This window comes from Rhodothalassium salexigens DSM 2132 (genome assembly GCF_004341375.1).
In the GTDB taxonomy this organism is placed as follows: domain Bacteria; phylum Pseudomonadota; class Alphaproteobacteria; order Sphingomonadales; family Rhodothalassiaceae; genus Rhodothalassium; species Rhodothalassium salexigens.
Map to the genome: position 1 here is coordinate 142,511 of NZ_SLXO01000007.1, position 15,235 is coordinate 157,745.

Annotated in this window: 11 protein-coding genes and 1 tRNA gene; 6 read left to right on the forward strand and 6 right to left on the reverse strand. The window is 71.6% G+C overall.

Annotation, left to right across the window (positions count from 1 at the left end):
* Positions 1 to 57 precede the first annotated feature (57 nt).
* Positions 58 to 783, reverse strand: coding sequence for a TetR/AcrR family transcriptional regulator (locus tag EV659_RS15140; RefSeq protein WP_132708792.1), 726 nt, complete (start codon positions 781 to 783; stop codon positions 58 to 60).
* Positions 780 to 2,339: an acyl-CoA synthetase gene (locus EV659_RS10275; RefSeq protein ID WP_165878834.1), complete on the reverse strand. Its 1,560-nt coding sequence runs from the start codon at positions 2,337 to 2,339 to the stop codon at positions 780 to 782. The genes EV659_RS15140 and EV659_RS10275 overlap by 4 nt, the downstream gene beginning before the upstream one ends.
* A gap of 169 nt (positions 2,340 to 2,508) precedes the next feature.
* Between EV659_RS10275 and EV659_RS10280 the strand changes: the two genes are divergently transcribed.
* From EV659_RS10280 to EV659_RS10300, 5 genes are read left to right on the forward strand one after another with little or no spacing between them, the layout of a single operon-like run.
* Positions 2,509 to 4,368: an acyclic terpene utilization AtuA family protein gene (locus EV659_RS10280; RefSeq protein WP_243641590.1), complete on the forward strand. Its 1,860-nt coding sequence runs from the start codon at positions 2,509 to 2,511 to the stop codon at positions 4,366 to 4,368.
* Between the two features lies 1 nt (position 4,369).
* The gene (locus tag EV659_RS10285; protein WP_132708794.1) at positions 4,370 to 5,995 is read left to right on the forward strand and encodes an acyl-CoA carboxylase subunit beta; all 1,626 of its coding nucleotides are present in this window, start codon (positions 4,370 to 4,372) and stop codon (positions 5,993 to 5,995) included.
* 16 nt (positions 5,996 to 6,011) lie between these two features.
* Complete coding sequence (locus EV659_RS10290) at positions 6,012 to 8,279, forward strand: ATP-binding protein (RefSeq protein WP_132708795.1); 2,268 nt, start codon at positions 6,012 to 6,014, stop codon at positions 8,277 to 8,279.
* A complete protein-coding gene (locus tag EV659_RS10295; RefSeq protein WP_132708838.1) occupies positions 8,279 to 9,421 on the forward strand; it encodes a nitronate monooxygenase in 1,143 nt (380 codons plus the stop codon). Before EV659_RS10290 ends, EV659_RS10295 begins: the two co-directional genes overlap by 1 nt.
* Before the next feature lie 51 nt (positions 9,422 to 9,472).
* On the forward strand, positions 9,473 to 10,315 hold the full coding sequence (locus tag EV659_RS10300; RefSeq protein WP_132708796.1) for a TIGR03084 family metal-binding protein: 843 nt from the start codon (positions 9,473 to 9,475) through the stop codon (positions 10,313 to 10,315).
* Positions 10,316 to 10,349: 34 nt separating this feature from the next.
* Here the strand turns inward: EV659_RS10300 and EV659_RS10305 are convergent, their stop codons facing one another.
* The gene (locus EV659_RS10305; protein WP_132708797.1) at positions 10,350 to 11,234 is read right to left on the reverse strand and encodes an N-formylglutamate amidohydrolase; all 885 of its coding nucleotides are present in this window, start codon (positions 11,232 to 11,234) and stop codon (positions 10,350 to 10,352) included.
* 416 nt (positions 11,235 to 11,650) lie between these two features.
* Between EV659_RS10305 and EV659_RS10310 the strand changes: the two genes are divergently transcribed.
* A tRNA-Val gene (locus tag EV659_RS10310) sits at positions 11,651 to 11,725 on the forward strand.
* Positions 11,726 to 11,831: 106 nt separating this feature from the next.
* On the opposite strand, the gene EV659_RS10315 is transcribed toward EV659_RS10310, so the two are convergent.
* The 3 genes from EV659_RS10315 to EV659_RS10325 all read right to left on the reverse strand — a co-directional run bounded on the left by EV659_RS10315 (position 11,832) and on the right by EV659_RS10325 (position 15,096).
* Complete coding sequence (locus EV659_RS10315) at positions 11,832 to 12,641, reverse strand: HugZ family pyridoxamine 5'-phosphate oxidase (protein WP_132708798.1); 810 nt, start codon at positions 12,639 to 12,641, stop codon at positions 11,832 to 11,834.
* A gap of 90 nt (positions 12,642 to 12,731) precedes the next feature.
* The gene (locus tag EV659_RS10320) at positions 12,732 to 13,502 is read right to left on the reverse strand and encodes a slipin family protein (RefSeq protein WP_132708799.1); all 771 of its coding nucleotides are present in this window, start codon (positions 13,500 to 13,502) and stop codon (positions 12,732 to 12,734) included.
* Between the two features lie 37 nt (positions 13,503 to 13,539).
* On the reverse strand, positions 13,540 to 15,096 hold the full coding sequence (locus EV659_RS10325) for an NfeD family protein (RefSeq protein ID WP_132708800.1): 1,557 nt from the start codon (positions 15,094 to 15,096) through the stop codon (positions 13,540 to 13,542).
* Positions 15,097 to 15,235 lie beyond the last annotated feature (139 nt).

Here is a 15,235-nt window from a genome sequence, read left to right on the forward strand (position 1 = left end):
GCCCCGGTTGCTCAGACGCCCTGTCGCCCAGACGCCGGTCGCTTAGACGCCGCGGCGCTAAGACGCCGCGTCGCGCTGTTCCAACCGGGCGACCGCGCGGTCGAGCCGCTCGGCGATGCGGGCGAGGTCGGGGCCCGCGCCGTCGCTGACCTCGGCGCCGCCGGTGCGCGGATCGTGTACCGCCAGCAGGCCCATCAGATGGTCGACCACCGGCCCGGTCTCGCCGCGACCGTGCAGCAGCAGGGTGCGCGCGGAATATTCGAGCGTGCCGTAGAACACGTCGCGCAGCATCCAGCGCTTGACCGTGGCGGCGATCTCGCCGCGGTCGATGCCCTGCTGGACGATGCCGTCGAACACCGCCACATAGGCGCGGCGCTGCTCGATCTCCCATTGCGGGTCATAGCCCGGCGCGTGGCGCAGCCGGGTCGCCAGTTCCAGCAGGGTGAAATCGGCCATCACCCGCTCCAGGTGGAAGCAGGCCAGGGCGCGCAGACGGGCGAAGGCGCCCCGGTGCGGCGCCACCGCCGCCTCGGCCGCCGCCGTCAACCGGCCCCAGAAGGCGCCGGTGACCGCCGACAACAGGTCGTTCTTGGTGCGGAAATAGAGATAGAGCGTGCCCTCGCCCATGCCGGCGCGCCGGGCGATCTCGGCCATGCGCGCGCCATCGAAACCGTGGGCGGAGAACTCCTCCTCGGCCGCCGCCAGGATCGCCGCCTCGCGCGCTTCCAGGCGCTGGCGCTTGGTGCGCGCGGCGGCCGAGCGGTCGTCATCAGCGGGGCTCATCGCAGGTCCAGCACGCGCGTCACCTCCTCGCGCAGTTGATACTTCAACACCTTGCCGGTGGCGTTGCGCGGCAGGGCGTCCATCAGGTGCACATGGGCGGGATGTTTATAGTGCGCCAACCGGCCCTCGCAATGGGCGACCAGATGGTCTCGGGTCAGGGTGGCGCCGTTGCGCGGCACTACCACGGCACAGCCGGTCTCGCCCCAGCGGCTGTCGGGCACGCCGATCACCGCCACCTCGGCGATGCCGTCATGGGTGTAGAGCACATTCTCCACCTCGGCGGGATAGATGTTTTCGCCGCCCGAGATGTACATGTCCTTCATCCGGTCCTCGATATAGAGAAAGCCTTGGGCGTCGATGCGCACGATATCACCGGTGCGCAGCCAGCCGTCGCGAAAGCTGTCGGCGTTGGCGTCCGGGCGCTGCCAATAGGCGGGCGTGACATTGCCGCCGCTGACCCACAATTCGCCCGGCTCGTCGACGCCGGCGGGCGCGCCGTCGGGGCGCACCACCTTGCCGCGCACATGCGGGAACAAATGCCCCGCCGAGCCGACCCGCGCCGGCAGCGCCGATTTCGGGATCACGCTGATGCCGCCGCAGGTCTCGGTCATGCCGTAGACCTCCTGGACCATCAACCCGCGCGCCATCCACCAGTCGACCAGGGCGGTCGGCACGGTCTCGGCCCCGGCCAGGGCGGTGACGATGCGCGAAAAGTCGGCGCCCGGCTGTTCGGGCGCGCTCTGCAGCGCATTGTACATGGCCGGCACGAACAAGAGGTGGGTGATACCCAAGGCCGGGTCGCTGATCGCGCGCAGGGTCTCGCCCGGGTCGAAGTGGCGCATGATCACGGTCGACCCGCCATAATAGAGCGCCGAGACCGAAAACGCCATCAAGCCGCCGATATGGAACAGCGGCATGGCCGAAAAGCCCACCATGGCGTTGCCCGAGCCCATGGCCGGCGCGGTGTTCATCACCGCATAGACCATCATCTCATGGGTGAAGGTCACACCCTTGGGCCGCCCGGTGGTGCCCGAGGAATACATCAACATGCACAAGGTCTCGCGCGGCTGGTCGACCATGGCCCAAACCGGCTCGGCCGCCGCCACACCGCGTTCGAACGCGGTGTCGCCGCCAAGGCCGTCCATCGCCACCATGGCCCCCACCGCCGCGTTGTCGGCGAACGCCGCCACGGTCTCGGGAAACGCGGTGTCGACGATGAACAATGCCGGCCCGGCGTCGCCGACGATATAGGCGATCTCGGCCGGGGTCAGGCGGAAGTTGATCGGCAGATAGGCCGCCCCCAGCCGCCAGGCGGCGAACTGGATGTCCAGCATGTCGGTGCTGTTCATCGCCAGCACCGCCACCCGGTCGCCGGGGCCGACGCCCCGGGCGCGCAGGAAACCGGCGACCCGGGCCACCCGCTCGTGCAACTGGGCATAGCTGCGACGCCGGCCGCTGGCCAGGTCCAGGGTCGCCATCTTGGCCGGGTGGAACGCCGCATTGTGGGCGATCCAGTCGGCGACGAAATCGTTCGCCGTGCGTGCTTGCTGCGTCATCGGCGCGGCCTCTCCCCATATGTGCGGCCGCCGGCTTGTGCCCGCCGTCTCGGCCATTGAGATTGACTCATAAATCCTGAGTGATACTTTTTCAATGTTACAACAATCGACGCCGACGCGGGAGCCATCCCGGACCGACCGGCGCGCCTTATGGGGAGATTGCGTCTTGGTGCGCAAGGCAATGATCCGGGTCGGCGGTGCCGGCGGCTTTTGGGGCGAATCGGCGGTGGGCGTGCGACCGCTGCTCGACGCCGGGGTCGACGTGTTGGTGTTCGACTATCTGGCCGAGATCACCCTGTCGATCCTGGCCCGCCAGCGCCGCGACGACCCGGCCCAGGGCTATGCCCGCGACGTGGTGCCGGCGCTGGTCAAGCCGTTCGCGCGCCGGCTGGCCGAGCGCGGCGTCAAGCTGGTGGTCAATGCGGGCGGCGTGAACCCGGCCGCCTGCGCCGCGGCGATCCGGTCGGAGTTGGCCGCTCAAGGGGTGGCCCTCAAGGTCGCCACGGTCGCCGGCGACGACCTGGCCGACCGCGCCGCCGCCTTTCACCAAGCCGGCATCGTCGACCTGGACGACGGCCGGGCGTTCCCGGCGCCGGAGACGGTGGCCAGCGTCAACGCCTATCTGGGTGCGGTGCCGATCGCGGCCGCCTTGGGCGCCGGTGCCGACATCGTGGTCACCGGGCGGGTCGTGGACAGCGCCTTGACGCTCGGCCCGTGCCTGTGGGCGTTCGGCTGGGCGCTGGACGATTGGGACCGGCTGGCCGCCGGGTCCTTGGCCGGCCACCTGATCGAATGCGGCCCGCAGGCCACCGGCGGCAATTTCACCGACTGGCGCCAGGCCGCCACCGGCGACGCCGGCGCGCCGCCCGATACCGACCCGGTGCCGGGGATCGCGCGCATCGGCTATCCGATCGCCGAGATCGCCGCCGACGGCGCGGTCACCATCACCAAGCCGCCGGGCACCGGCGGCCGGGTCTCGCCGGCGACCGTGGGCGAACAGATGCTCTACGAGATCGGCGACCCCACCGCCTATGCGCTGCCCGACGTGGTCTGCGATGTCGCATCCGTCACCCTGACCCAGGCCGGACCCGACCGGGTGGCGGTGGCCGGGGCGCGCGGCCGGCCGGCGCCCGGGCATTACAAGGTCTCGGCCACCCATGCCGACGGCTACCGCGCCGGCCAGGTTCTGTTCTTCTATGGCGACCAGGCGGCGGCGAAAGCGCGCGCTTATGGCCAGGCGATGGCGGCGCGCGCGCGCGTGCTGGCGCAGACGCTGGGCTTCGCGCCGTTCGACGAGGTGGCGATCGAAACCTTCGGCGACGAAAGCCATTATGGCGCCTTCGCCCGCCCGGACGCCGCCGCCGCGCGCGAGGTGGCGCTCAAGGTCGCGGTGCGCCACGCCGACGCGCGCGCGGTGGGCCTGTTCCTGCGCGAACTGGTCGGCGGCGCCCTGGCGACACCGCCGGGGCTGACCATGTTCACCGGCGGCGGCCGGCCCAAGCCGTCGCCGGTGGTGCGGCTGTTCTCGTTCCTGATCCCCAAGGACCAGGTGACGGCCACGGTGGCACTGGACGACGCCCCGGTCGCGCTGCCCGCGCCGCCCGCAGCCGGGCCCGACGCGCCGGCCGGCGCCGCGCCCGATGGCCCCCCGCCGCCCGAGCCGCCACCGCCGCCCGACCGGCGCGAGCCGCTGGTGGCGGTGCCGCTGCACCGGGTCGCCTGGGCGCGCAGCGGCGACAAGGGCAATGCCGCCAATATCGGCGTGCTGCCGCGCCAGCCGGCGCTGGCCCCCTATCTGTGGGCGGCGCTTGACGAGGCGACGGTGGCGGCGCGCTTCGCCCACTTCCTCGACGGCCCGGTGCAGCGCCATTTCCTGCCCGGCACCGGGGCCATCAACATCGTGCTCCACCGGGTGCTCGGCGGCGGCGGCGTGGCCAGCCTGCGCAACGACCCCCAGGGCAAGGGCTATGCCCAGATCCTGCTGCAAACCCCGGTGGGCGTGCCCGCCCCGCTGTTGGAGAGCCTATAACATGCCCGCCTTCGTGTCCCACATCCGCCCGGGCAGCGATGCCTATGAGGCCAACCGGCGCGATATGCTGGCGCTGGTCGAGCGGCTGCGCGACCTGGAACACCGCGCGGTCGAGCTGTCGGAACGGCGCCGGCCGGTGTTCGAAAAGCGCGGCCAGTTGCCGCCGCACGACCGGCTGGCCCGGCTGCTCGACCCCGGCATGCCGTTTCTGCGCCTGCACAGCCTGGCCAATTATCGCCTGGAAGACCCCAACCCCAAGACCAGCGTGCCCGGCGGCAATCTGATCTGCGGCATCGGCTTCGTGGCCGGCGTGCGGGCGCTGATCTGGGTCGACGACAGCGGCATCAAGGCCGGCGCCATGACCAAGGGCAGCCTGGCGGTCGCGGAACAGGCACTGGCCATGGCGCGGCGGCTCAAGCTGCCGCTGGTCCATCTGGTGGAAAGCGCCGGCGCCAATCTGACCGACTATGAGGTGTCCTTGTGGGCGCGCGGCGGCGGCGTGTTCTATGGCCTGGCCAAGCTCAGCGCCGCCGGTATCCCGACGCTCGCCGTGCTGCACGGGCCGTCGACCGCCGGCGGCGCCTACATGCCGGGCATGAGCGACTATGTGATCGGCGTGAAGAAGAACGGCATGGCCGCGCTGGCCGGGGCGGCGCTGGTGGCGGCGGCCACCGGCGAAGAAGCCCGCGACCGCGATCTCGGCGGCGCCGAGATGCACGCCACCGTGTCGGGGCTGGTGGAATATCTGGCCGAGGACGACGCCGACGCCCTGGTGCGCGCGCGCCGGGTGATCGCCGGGCTCGACTGGAACCGCGCGCTCGCCGGCTACTCAGCGCCCGAGCCCGGGCCGCCGCCGCGCTACGACACCGACGAACTGGCCGGCGTGGTGCCGGTCGACCACCGCACGCCCTATGACGTGCACGAGGTGGTGGCCCGGGTCGTCGACGGGTCGGAGATGGACGACTTCAAGCCCGACTATGGCCCGGCCACGGTGTGCCTGCGCGCGCGCATCCACGGCCACGCCTGCGCGATCCTGGGCAATAACGGCCCCATCGACCCCGCCGGCGCCACCAAGGCGGCGCAGTTCCTGCAGCTCAGCGACCAGGCCGATTTGCCGGTGATCTTCCTCAACAACACCACCGGCTACATCGTCGGCACCGAGTCCGAACAGGGCGGCATGATCAAGCACGGGTCGAAGATGATCCAGGCGGTGTCGACCCTGCGGGTGCCGCGCATCACGCTCTATATCGGCGCCAGCTTCGGCGCCGGCAATTACGGCATGTGCGGCTATGCCTACGAGCCCGACTTCCTGTTCGCCTGGCCCAATGCCGCGACCGGGGTGATGGGCGGCGAACAGGCGGCGCGCACCATGGCCCGGGTGATGCGCGGGGCCGCCGAACGGCGCGGCCAACAGGTGCCCGACGAGATGATCGCCGCCCAGGAAACCCGCATCCGCGACCTGTTCGACGACCAGTCGGACGCGTTCACCACCTCGGGCCGGGTGCTCGACCACGGCGTCATCGACCCGCGCGACACCCGCCGGGTGCTCGGCTTCGCCCTCGCCACCGTGGCCGAGGCGCGGGCGCGCACCTTGCAGCCCAACAGCTTCGGCGTCGCCCGGTTCTGAAGGAGACCGCCCGGCCATGACCAACCATCCCCACACGCCCGATGCCCACCGCCCCGGGCCCAAGCCGGCCGCCCCCAAGCCCGCCGGCGCCGAGACGCTGACCGGCCGGTTCGACACCCTGCTGGTCGCCAACCGGGGCGAGATCGCCTGTCGCGTCCTGGCCAGCGCCCGTGCCATGGGGCTCGCCACCGTGGCGGTCTATTCCGACGCCGACCAAGACGCCCCCCATGTGCGCCTGGCCGACCGGGCGGTGCGTTTGGGGCCGGCCCCGGTGGCGCAATCCTATCTGGACGCCGACGCGATCCTGGCCGCGGCCCGGACCGCCGGTGCCCAGGCGATCCACCCGGGCTACGGCTTCTTGAGCGAGAATGCCCGGTTCGCCCGTGCGGTGCGCGCGGCGGGGCTGGTGTTCGTGGGCCCGCCGGCCGACGCTATCGAACTGATGGGCGACAAGGCGCGCGCCAAGGCCCATCTGGCCGACCGGGGCGTGCCGCTGGTGCCCGGCTATCAGGGCGGCGACCAGAGCGATGCGCGGCTGGTCGCCGAGGCCGCCGCCATCGGCTTTCCGCTGATGGTCAAGGCGGCGGCCGGTGGCGGCGGGCGCGGCATGCGCCGGGTCGACCAGGCGGCCGGCCTCGCCGACGCCCTGGCGCTCGCCCGCACCGAGGCCGAGGCGGCGTTCGGCGACCCGACGCTGATCCTCGAACGCGCGCTCGTCGACGCCCGCCATGTGGAGGTCCAGGTGCTCGCCGACGCCCACGCCACGGTGGTGGCGCTGGGCGAGCGCGACTGTTCGGTCCAGCGTCGGCACCAGAAGATCATCGAGGAGGCGCCCTGCCCCGCCCTCGACGACGCCGGCCGGCAAGCGATCGCGGCGGCCGCCGTCAAGGCCGCCCAAAGCGTGGCGTATGTGGGCGCGGGCACGGTGGAATTCCTGCTCGACGCCGGGGGCGCCTTCTGCTTCCTGGAGATGAACACCCGGCTTCAGGTGGAGCACCCGGTGACCGAGATGGTCACCGGGCTCGACCTGGTGGCCGAACAGATCCGCATCGCCCAGGGCGCGGCACTGAGCCCGGCGGCCCGCGACGCCCGGCCCAGCGGCCACGCCATCGAAGCCCGGCTCTACGCCGAAGACCCGGACGCCGACTTCCGCCCCGACACCGGCGCGATCCGGCTGTGGCGGCCGCCCGCCGGCGCCGGCATCCGCGTCGACGCCGGGATCGAGACCGGCGGCGCGGTCACCCCCTTCTACGACGCCATGGTCGCCAAGATCGTCGCCCATGGTAGCGACCGCGACGACGCCCGGCGCCGGCTGATCGCCGCCCTCGACCGCACCGCGCTGTTGGGCGTCAAGACCAACCGCGACTATCTGATCCGCGCGCTCAGCCACCCGGTGTTCGCCGCCGGCCAGGCCACCACCGGCTTCGTCGCCGCCCATATGGGCGTACCCGCCGGGCCCGACGCCGACAACGACGCTGACGACGAAGCCGACCGCGAGGCCGCCACCGCCCGCGCCGCCGCGGTCGCCGCCTGGTGCCTGTTCGCCCGCGCGCGCGACGCCGCCTGCGCCGCAGCCCCGCCCATGAACGCCGGCATGGCGCGCGATCTGCTGCACTGGACCAGCGGCCCGGCCATCGACACGGTGATCGAGTTGGTCGACGAGGCCGGCGCCCTGCACACCTGCCGCCTCCGCCCCGACCCCGGCGCGACCGGCGCGCACGGGGCGATCCGCGCCCGCGTCGGCGAGCACGCCTGGACGCTGGCGCCCGACCCCAATTGCGGCTCAAAGGCGGGCGCAGCCCCGCCGGCCGACACACCGCACGCTCTGCGCATCGACGGCCGGCGGCTGGCGCTGGCGGCGGCGACCGACCCGGACGGCCGGCTGCACCTGGCGCTCGGCCCCCGGACCTGGCTGTTCACCGAGGCGCTGGCCGCGCGCGCCGAGCAGGCCGCCACCGGCGACGGCACGGTGACCGCGCCGATGCACGGCACGCTGGTCGCGCTCGACGTGGCGGTGGGCGACCGGGTCGCCGCCGGCCAGCGCCTCGGCGTGCTCGAAGCCATGAAGATGCAGCAGGACCTGCGCGCCCCGGTGGCGGGCCGGGTGTGCCGCATCGCCGCCCAAGCCGGCGACCAAGTGGCCGCGCGCGCGGCAATTGTCGAAATCGACGCCGCCGAAGAGACCCGATCCGGCGGCGACGCGACGACGGCGGCGGATGGCAAGGACGCCGCCGCCACGCCCGGCCCGGCACACCCGACGGCCAGCCAAGGAGAGGCCCGATGATGAACACCAAGATCTGTTCCCTGCTGGGGATCGAGTTTCCGCTGTTCGCGTTCAGCCATTGCCGCGACGTGGTGGCGGCGGTCAGCCGCGCCGGCGGCATGGGCGTGCTCGGCGCGGTGACGCTGACGCCCGCGCAGCTTGAAGAGGAATTGCGCTGGATCGACGACCATGTGGACGGCAAGCCCTATGGCATCGACGTGATCGTGCCCAACAAGATCGAGGGCAAGGGCCAGGCGTTCGACGCCGAGCGCATGGTGGCCGCCCTGCCCGAAGACCATCGCCGGTTCACCGCCGAGCTTTTGCAGCGCCACGACGTGGACGCCTCGGATCTGGACACGCTGCGCCGCGACTATCTCAATTTCGGCGTCAACCTTCAGGAAGGCGGCGCGGGCGAGTTGCTCGACGTGGCGTTCGCCCACCCGATCAAGCTGATCGCCAACGCGCTCGGCGTGCCGCCGGCGTCGATGATCGCGCGCGCCAAGGCCGAAGGCGTGCCGGTGGCAGCCCTGGTCGGCACGCCGGACCACGCCCGGCGCCAGATCGACGCCGGGGTCGACATCCTGGTGGCCGCCGGCGGCGAGGCGGGCGGCCATTGCGGCGAGGTGGCGACCATGGTGCTGGTGCCCGAGGTGGTCCGGGCGGTCGCCGAGGCGGGCTCGGAGGTGCCGGTGCTGGCCGCCGGCGGGATCGTCACCGGCGCGCAGATGGCCGCCGCCATGGCCATGGGGGCGGCCGGCGCCTGGTGCGGCTCGGTCTGGCTGACCACCGCCGAGGCCGAGACCGCGCCGGCGGTCAAGGAAAAGATGCTCGCCGCCACATCGCGCGACACGGTGCGCTCGAAAAGCCGTACCGGCAAGCCGTCGCGCCAGTTGCGCAGCGTCTGGACCGACGCCTGGGAAAGCGGCGAGGGCCCGCAACCGCTGCCCATGCCGCTGCAATCGCTGATCACCGAACCCGCCCTGGCCAAGATCAACAAGCTCGCCGACGGCGGCCATGAAGGTGCCCGCACGCTCGCCACCTATTGGGTCGGCCAGGGGGTCGGGCTGATGACCGCCAGCCGCGGCGCGGGCCAGGTGGTGCAGGACTTCAAGGAAGATTTCGCCACCGCTTACGAGCGCCTGCACCGGCTGATGGAAGGCTGAGCCGACAGGCCGAAACCGGCGCCCGCCCCCTCGACCCACGGAGCCCCCCCCATGTTCGACCAGGTGCAAGACTTTCTCGACGAGACCGAGGCGCTCGCCGCCCTGATCCGGCCGCTCGACGCCCAGGCGCTCGCCCTGGAGACCCGGTTCAAGGGCTGGACCATCGCCGACATCGTCGGTCATCTGCATTTCTGGAACCGGGCGGCGATCCTGGCGGCCACCGAGCCCGCCGGGTTCCGCGCGCTGTTCGCCCGCGCCATGCAGGCGATCCAGGGCGGCCAGAGCTTGCGCGGTTTCGAGGCCCAGACGCTCAACGAGACGCCGGGCGGCCTTACCGGCCCCGCCCTGGTCGCCGCCTGGATCGCCGACGCCCGCGCCCTGGCCGACCATATGGGCCGCGCCGACCCCAAGGACCGGGTCCCCTGGGCCGGGCCGGACATGTCGGTGCGCTCGTGCATCACCGCGCGCCAGATGGAGACCTGGGCGCACGGCCAGGCGGTGTTCGACCGCTTGGGCCACACCCGCGCCGAGACCGACCGCATCAAGAACATCGTCCATCTGGGCGTCAACACCTTCGCCTGGAGCTTCCAGGTGCGCAAAGCGCCGCCACCGGGGCCGATGCCGTTCCTGGCGCTGACCGCCCCGTCGGGCGCCTTGTGGACCTGGGGCGAGGCCCATGCGGACAACCGCATCGACGGCCCGGCGGTGGCGTTCGCCCAGGTGGTCGCCCAAACCCGCCATGTGGCCGATACCGATCTCAAGCTCACCGGCCCGGTGGCCGAGGCGTGGATGGCCAACGCCCAATGCTTCGCCGGCCCGCCCGAGACCCCGCCCGAACCCGGCAGCCGCCGCCCCGACCCCGCACCGCCCCGGTCGGTCGGCGATCCGGCATGACCGGTCAGACGGGCGGGGGTGGGCTGGCGCGCGCCTATTCGGCGGCGAAGGCGGTGCCGGCGGCGTTGCTCCAGTGCAGGATCAGCCGGCGGACGATCTGGCTGAGATGGTCGCGCACGGTGTCGAAGCCGGCGGTCTTCTCAAGCCGCGTCTCGTCCATATAGAGCGGCCGGCTGACCTCGATCTGCACCGCCTCGATGCCCGACTCAGGCCGCCCATAGGCTTGGGTGCAATAGCCGCCCGCATAGGGCTCGTTGCGCACCACCATATAGCCGAAGCTGCGGAACTGCCGCTCCAGAAACGCCATCAACTCGGGCGAACAGGAGGTGCCATAGCGGTTGCCGAGGACGATTTCGGGCGGTCGCGGCAGGCGCGCGGACAATAGCTCGGCGCTCGGCTGCGGCATGGAATGACAGTCCACCAACAGCGCCCGGCCCCAGCGCCGATAGGCGCGGTCCATCAGCGCCGCCAGGGCGTCGTGATAGGGCGTGTAACACCGCGCCAAGCGCGCCTCCACCTCCGCCACGCTCAACGGCGCGTCATAGATCGGCACGCCGGTGGCGACGATGCGCGGGATCACGCCGAGACCGGCGGTCACCCGGTCGTTGACCCGGCCGCGCGGCAACCGCCCGTGACCGTGGATCAACACCGGGTCCCATTCGTCGGCGGCGCGATTGACGTCGACGAAGCTGCGCGGAAAGGTGGCGGCCAGCAAGGGCGCGCCATGGCCGGGGGCGTCGGCGAACAACTCGTCGACGAAGCTGTCCTCGCTGCGCCGGAGCGTGGCGAGGTCCAGCCGCGACATCTCCTGAAAGGCCGGCGAATAGGCGCGCCCGGAATGGGGCGAGGAAAACACGATCGGCCCGGCCGGGCGGTCGGGCTCGATCACGGTGAACGGGCGGTCGCTTTCGCTTGCCATCGGTCAGGCCCACGCACGGGCGAAGCCAGACGGGCAATCCGCCGCTTCACGCCAGGACAACCACAAACCGGCGGGGAGAGCGCCTTCGCGTCCCGCGCTCGGCCCCGCTTCCGGCACCAACGGCGCCGTGCAGAGGTAGTTTGCGACGCAGGGGCAAGAAGTCAATGGCGCGTCGTTGCCGCAGGCGGACCTAAGGGCCGAGCCGCCGGCCGACCAGCCGAAACAAGCCCCGGCAACGCCCCCAAACCGTGCGAAGGCCGCGCCATCGCAGCCCGGTGCCGGACGCGAAAAACCATCCCGGCGCCATGGGCCAGACCGGGCGGCGGGATTTTTGCCACAAGACCGTTGCATCGCCGTTTCGGCCTGACTATAAGGTCGCCCTGCGGCGGATACAGCGCCGCTTGCAGAACGGTTTCGGGCGGTTAGCTCAGCGGTAGAGCACTACGTTGACATCGTAGGGGCCACTGGTTCGATCCCAGTACCGCCCACCATTCTGGCATCCCCCCCCTCTCCCACGTCAAATCCATCGGCCGACGCGCGGCATGGACCGGTGCTGCCGGGGCCCGTCGCATGGCCCATGCGCAGACAGCGGGCGGCTCAGGCGGTGTCGGGGCTGGGTTGGCCGGCGGCTATGGGCTCGGGCATGGCGCGGGCCCGGCGCGCCAGGTCGGCGAGCGTCGCCTTGAGCGCCCCGCTGTCGGTCAACGGCTGGTCGAAGTCCAGGCGGCGCAGGTCCTGGCGGCAGCGCAGGTCGAGTCCTTCGGGGTCGATGCCGACCACCTGCCAGCGCCCCGGCGGCGCGCCCAGCAACCGCTCGGCATAGAGCGCCACGGCGTCGGCATGGTCCGCGTTCATGTGCGCGACGGCACTCTCTTCCATGGCCGCCAGATCCGCCAGCCCGGCCCGCCCCGCCGGCGCGATGGACAGGTCCGCCGCGCTCAGAGTGTAGGCCTGGCCGAAGCCGGCCACCAGATGAGCGCGCTCCACCTCGAAGCGCCAGAAGGCGAAGTCCGCGAAGTCGATATAGAGCTTGGCCTTGGGCTGGCGGGCCAGATAGCGCCGCCGCAGCCGCGCCCGCTCGGCCGCGTCGGTCACCGCCCGGACCGTGCCCATCAGCGTGATCCGCGCCTGGGCCAGCGGGTCGCCCGGCGCCAACGGCCCGATCAGCAGCGAGGCGCGCGGGTCGGACGCCACCGCACCAGCACGCCCCGACAGCGACGACATGGGAAACACCGGCGCACCGTCCAGGTCACAGGCCAGCCCCACGCGGGTCGCCCAAGGCCGCCCGGTGTCGGGCTCCATAAGCGCCAAAGCACCGGCCGGAGCGGTGCGGATCAGCGTCTTGGCCCGCCGGCGCGCCTCGGCGTCGACGCTCTGCAACAACTCCTTGTCCGCGCTGTCGGCCATGAACGGTCTCCTTGCGATCGTCGGTTGCTGAAACCCGCTCCCCCGCCCTCAGACCAGGCGCCCACCGGCCCGTCGCCGCCCCAGGGCGGTTCAGGGTGCTTCGGGCGGACGCTTGCCGGGGGTCAATTGGGCCAGAATGTCGGCCGGGATCGGGAACACGATGGTGTTGGTCTTTTCACCCGCGATGTCATAGAGCGCCGAGAAATAGCGCAACTGCATGGCGCTCGGCTGGCGGGCCAGTTGTTCGCCGGCCTGAACCAGCTTTTCGGCCGCCTGCTGCTCGCCCTCGGCATTGATGATCTTGGCGCGGCGCAACCGCTCGGCCTCGGCCTGGCGGGCGATGGCGCGGATCATGCTCTCGTCGATGTCCACATGCTTGATCTCCACATTGGCCACCTTGATGCCCCAGGTGTCGGTCTGGCTGTCGATGATCTCCTGGATGTCGCTGTTGAGCTGGTCGCGCTCGGCCAGCATCTCGTCGAGTTCGTGCTTGCCGAGCACCGAGCGCAGCGTGGTCTGCGCCAACTGGCTGGTGGCGGCGTGATAGTCCTCCACATTGAGGATCGCGCGTTCGGCATCGATCACCCGGTAGTAGATCACCGCGTTGACCTTGACCGAGACATTGTCGCGGCTGATCACGTCCTGGCTCGGCACGTCCTCGACGAAGGTGCGCAGGTCCACCTTGACCATCTTCTGAATGATCGGGATCAGGATGATCAGACCCGGGCCCTTGACACCGGTGAAGCGGCCCAGGGTGAACACCACGCCGCGCTCATACTCGCGCAAGATGCGCAGCGCGCTGGACAACAACGCCACCAGCGCGGCGGCCAACACCAGATAAATCGAATAGTCGACGGTCATCGGGGCGCTCCCTTGGTCGATATGACGGCGGACAAGCTCAGGTTTCGGCGGTTTCCACGGTCAGGGTCAGGCCGTCGAGCCCGGCGACCCGCACGCGCCCGCCGGGCGCCGGCGGCGACTGTCCGGGGGCCAGTTGCGCACGCCACCGCGCCCCGTCGATCCAGACATGGCCGCGCTCGCCCTGCCAGTCCATGACCGCCGCCGTGGCGCCGAGCAGCCCCTGACGGCCGGTGCGGACCGGCACCCGGAAAGAGCGCACGGCAAACGACAGGATCAGCATCAACAGCCCGCCGGTGACCGCCGCACTGGTCAGGATCACCGCCCAGGAAAGCTGATAGGCGGGCTGATCGGTATCCACCAGCATGGCCGCGCCGATGATAAAGCCGGCAAGCCCGCCCAAGCCCAAGATCCCGAACGACGGCGACACCGCCTCGGCCACCATGAAGGCGATGCCGAGGCCGACCAAGGCCAGGCCGGCATAGTCGAGCGGCAGTTGATTGAGCGCATAGAGCCCAAGCACCAGCGCGATGGCGCCGACCACGCCGGGCCCGATGGTGCCGGGGTTCGAGAACTCGAAGATCAGGCCATAGACGCCGATCAGCATCAGGATGAACGCCACATTGGGATTGGCCAGCACGCCGAGCGCCCGGGTGGTCAGGCTCGGCTCCACCCTCTCGACCGCGCGGCCGGCCAGCGACAAGCGCCGATCGGCTCCCTTGACCGACACCGTGCGCCCGTCGAGCGCGGTAAGCAGCGCCGGCACGCTCGCCGCCACCGTGTCGATGACATTCTGCGCGCGCGCCGCCTCTGCGGTCAGCGTCGCCGCCTCGCGCACCGCCGCCTCGGCCCAGTCGGCATTGCGGCCGCGCAATTCGGCGAGCCCGCGGATGAACGCCACCGCGTCATTGACCCGCTTGGCCTCCAAGGCGTCGCCCCGGCGCGGGGCCGGCGCCCGCCCGGTTTCTCGCCCGGTCTCTCCCCCGGCCTCTCGCCCGGTCTCTGGGGCCGCGTCGGTTGCACTGCCGGGGGCGCGGTCGGGGGCATTCCCGGTGGCCGGGTCGGTATCTTCGGCAGTCTCTGCTGGCGGCTTCGGGCTGGGTTCGGCGTCTTGCGGCGGTGCCGGATCGGCCGGCGCGGGCCTTGGCCCCGGCAGCGGATTGTTGCCACCCATCTGAACAGGCGTGGCCGCGCCGATATTGGTCGCCGGGGCCATGGCGGCGGCATGGGTAGCCAGCAGGATATAGGTGCCGGCACTGGCCGCATGCGCGCCCGACGGCGCCACATAGCCGATCACCGGCACGTCGCTGTCGAGGATGGCCATGATGATCTCGCGCGTCGACGTGACCAAGCCGCCGGGCGTGTTGAGCTTGAGCACCAGGGCCGGGGCATTGCGCGTCTCGGCCGCGTCGATGGCGTCGGCGATCTGCTTGGCGGTGGCCGGACCGATGGCGCCCGACACCTCGGTCAACAGCACCGGCCGCCCGTCGCCCCGCATCCCGGCCGACGGCTGGGCGGACTGGCGCTCGCCCTGCGCGACCGCCCGGGCGGTCAGGGCGAGAAGCAGGATCAGCAGGACAAAGCGAAATCTTTCCATAATTGGTAGCTTACCGACTTGCTGCGGCGCTGTCACCGGGCCAACCGGCGGCACGGCGCCGCCCTTGGCCTCCCCGGCCCGCCGCCACGGTCCCGATCATCGCGAGCAATCGCAAGCACAGGCGGACGCAGGCGCGCCG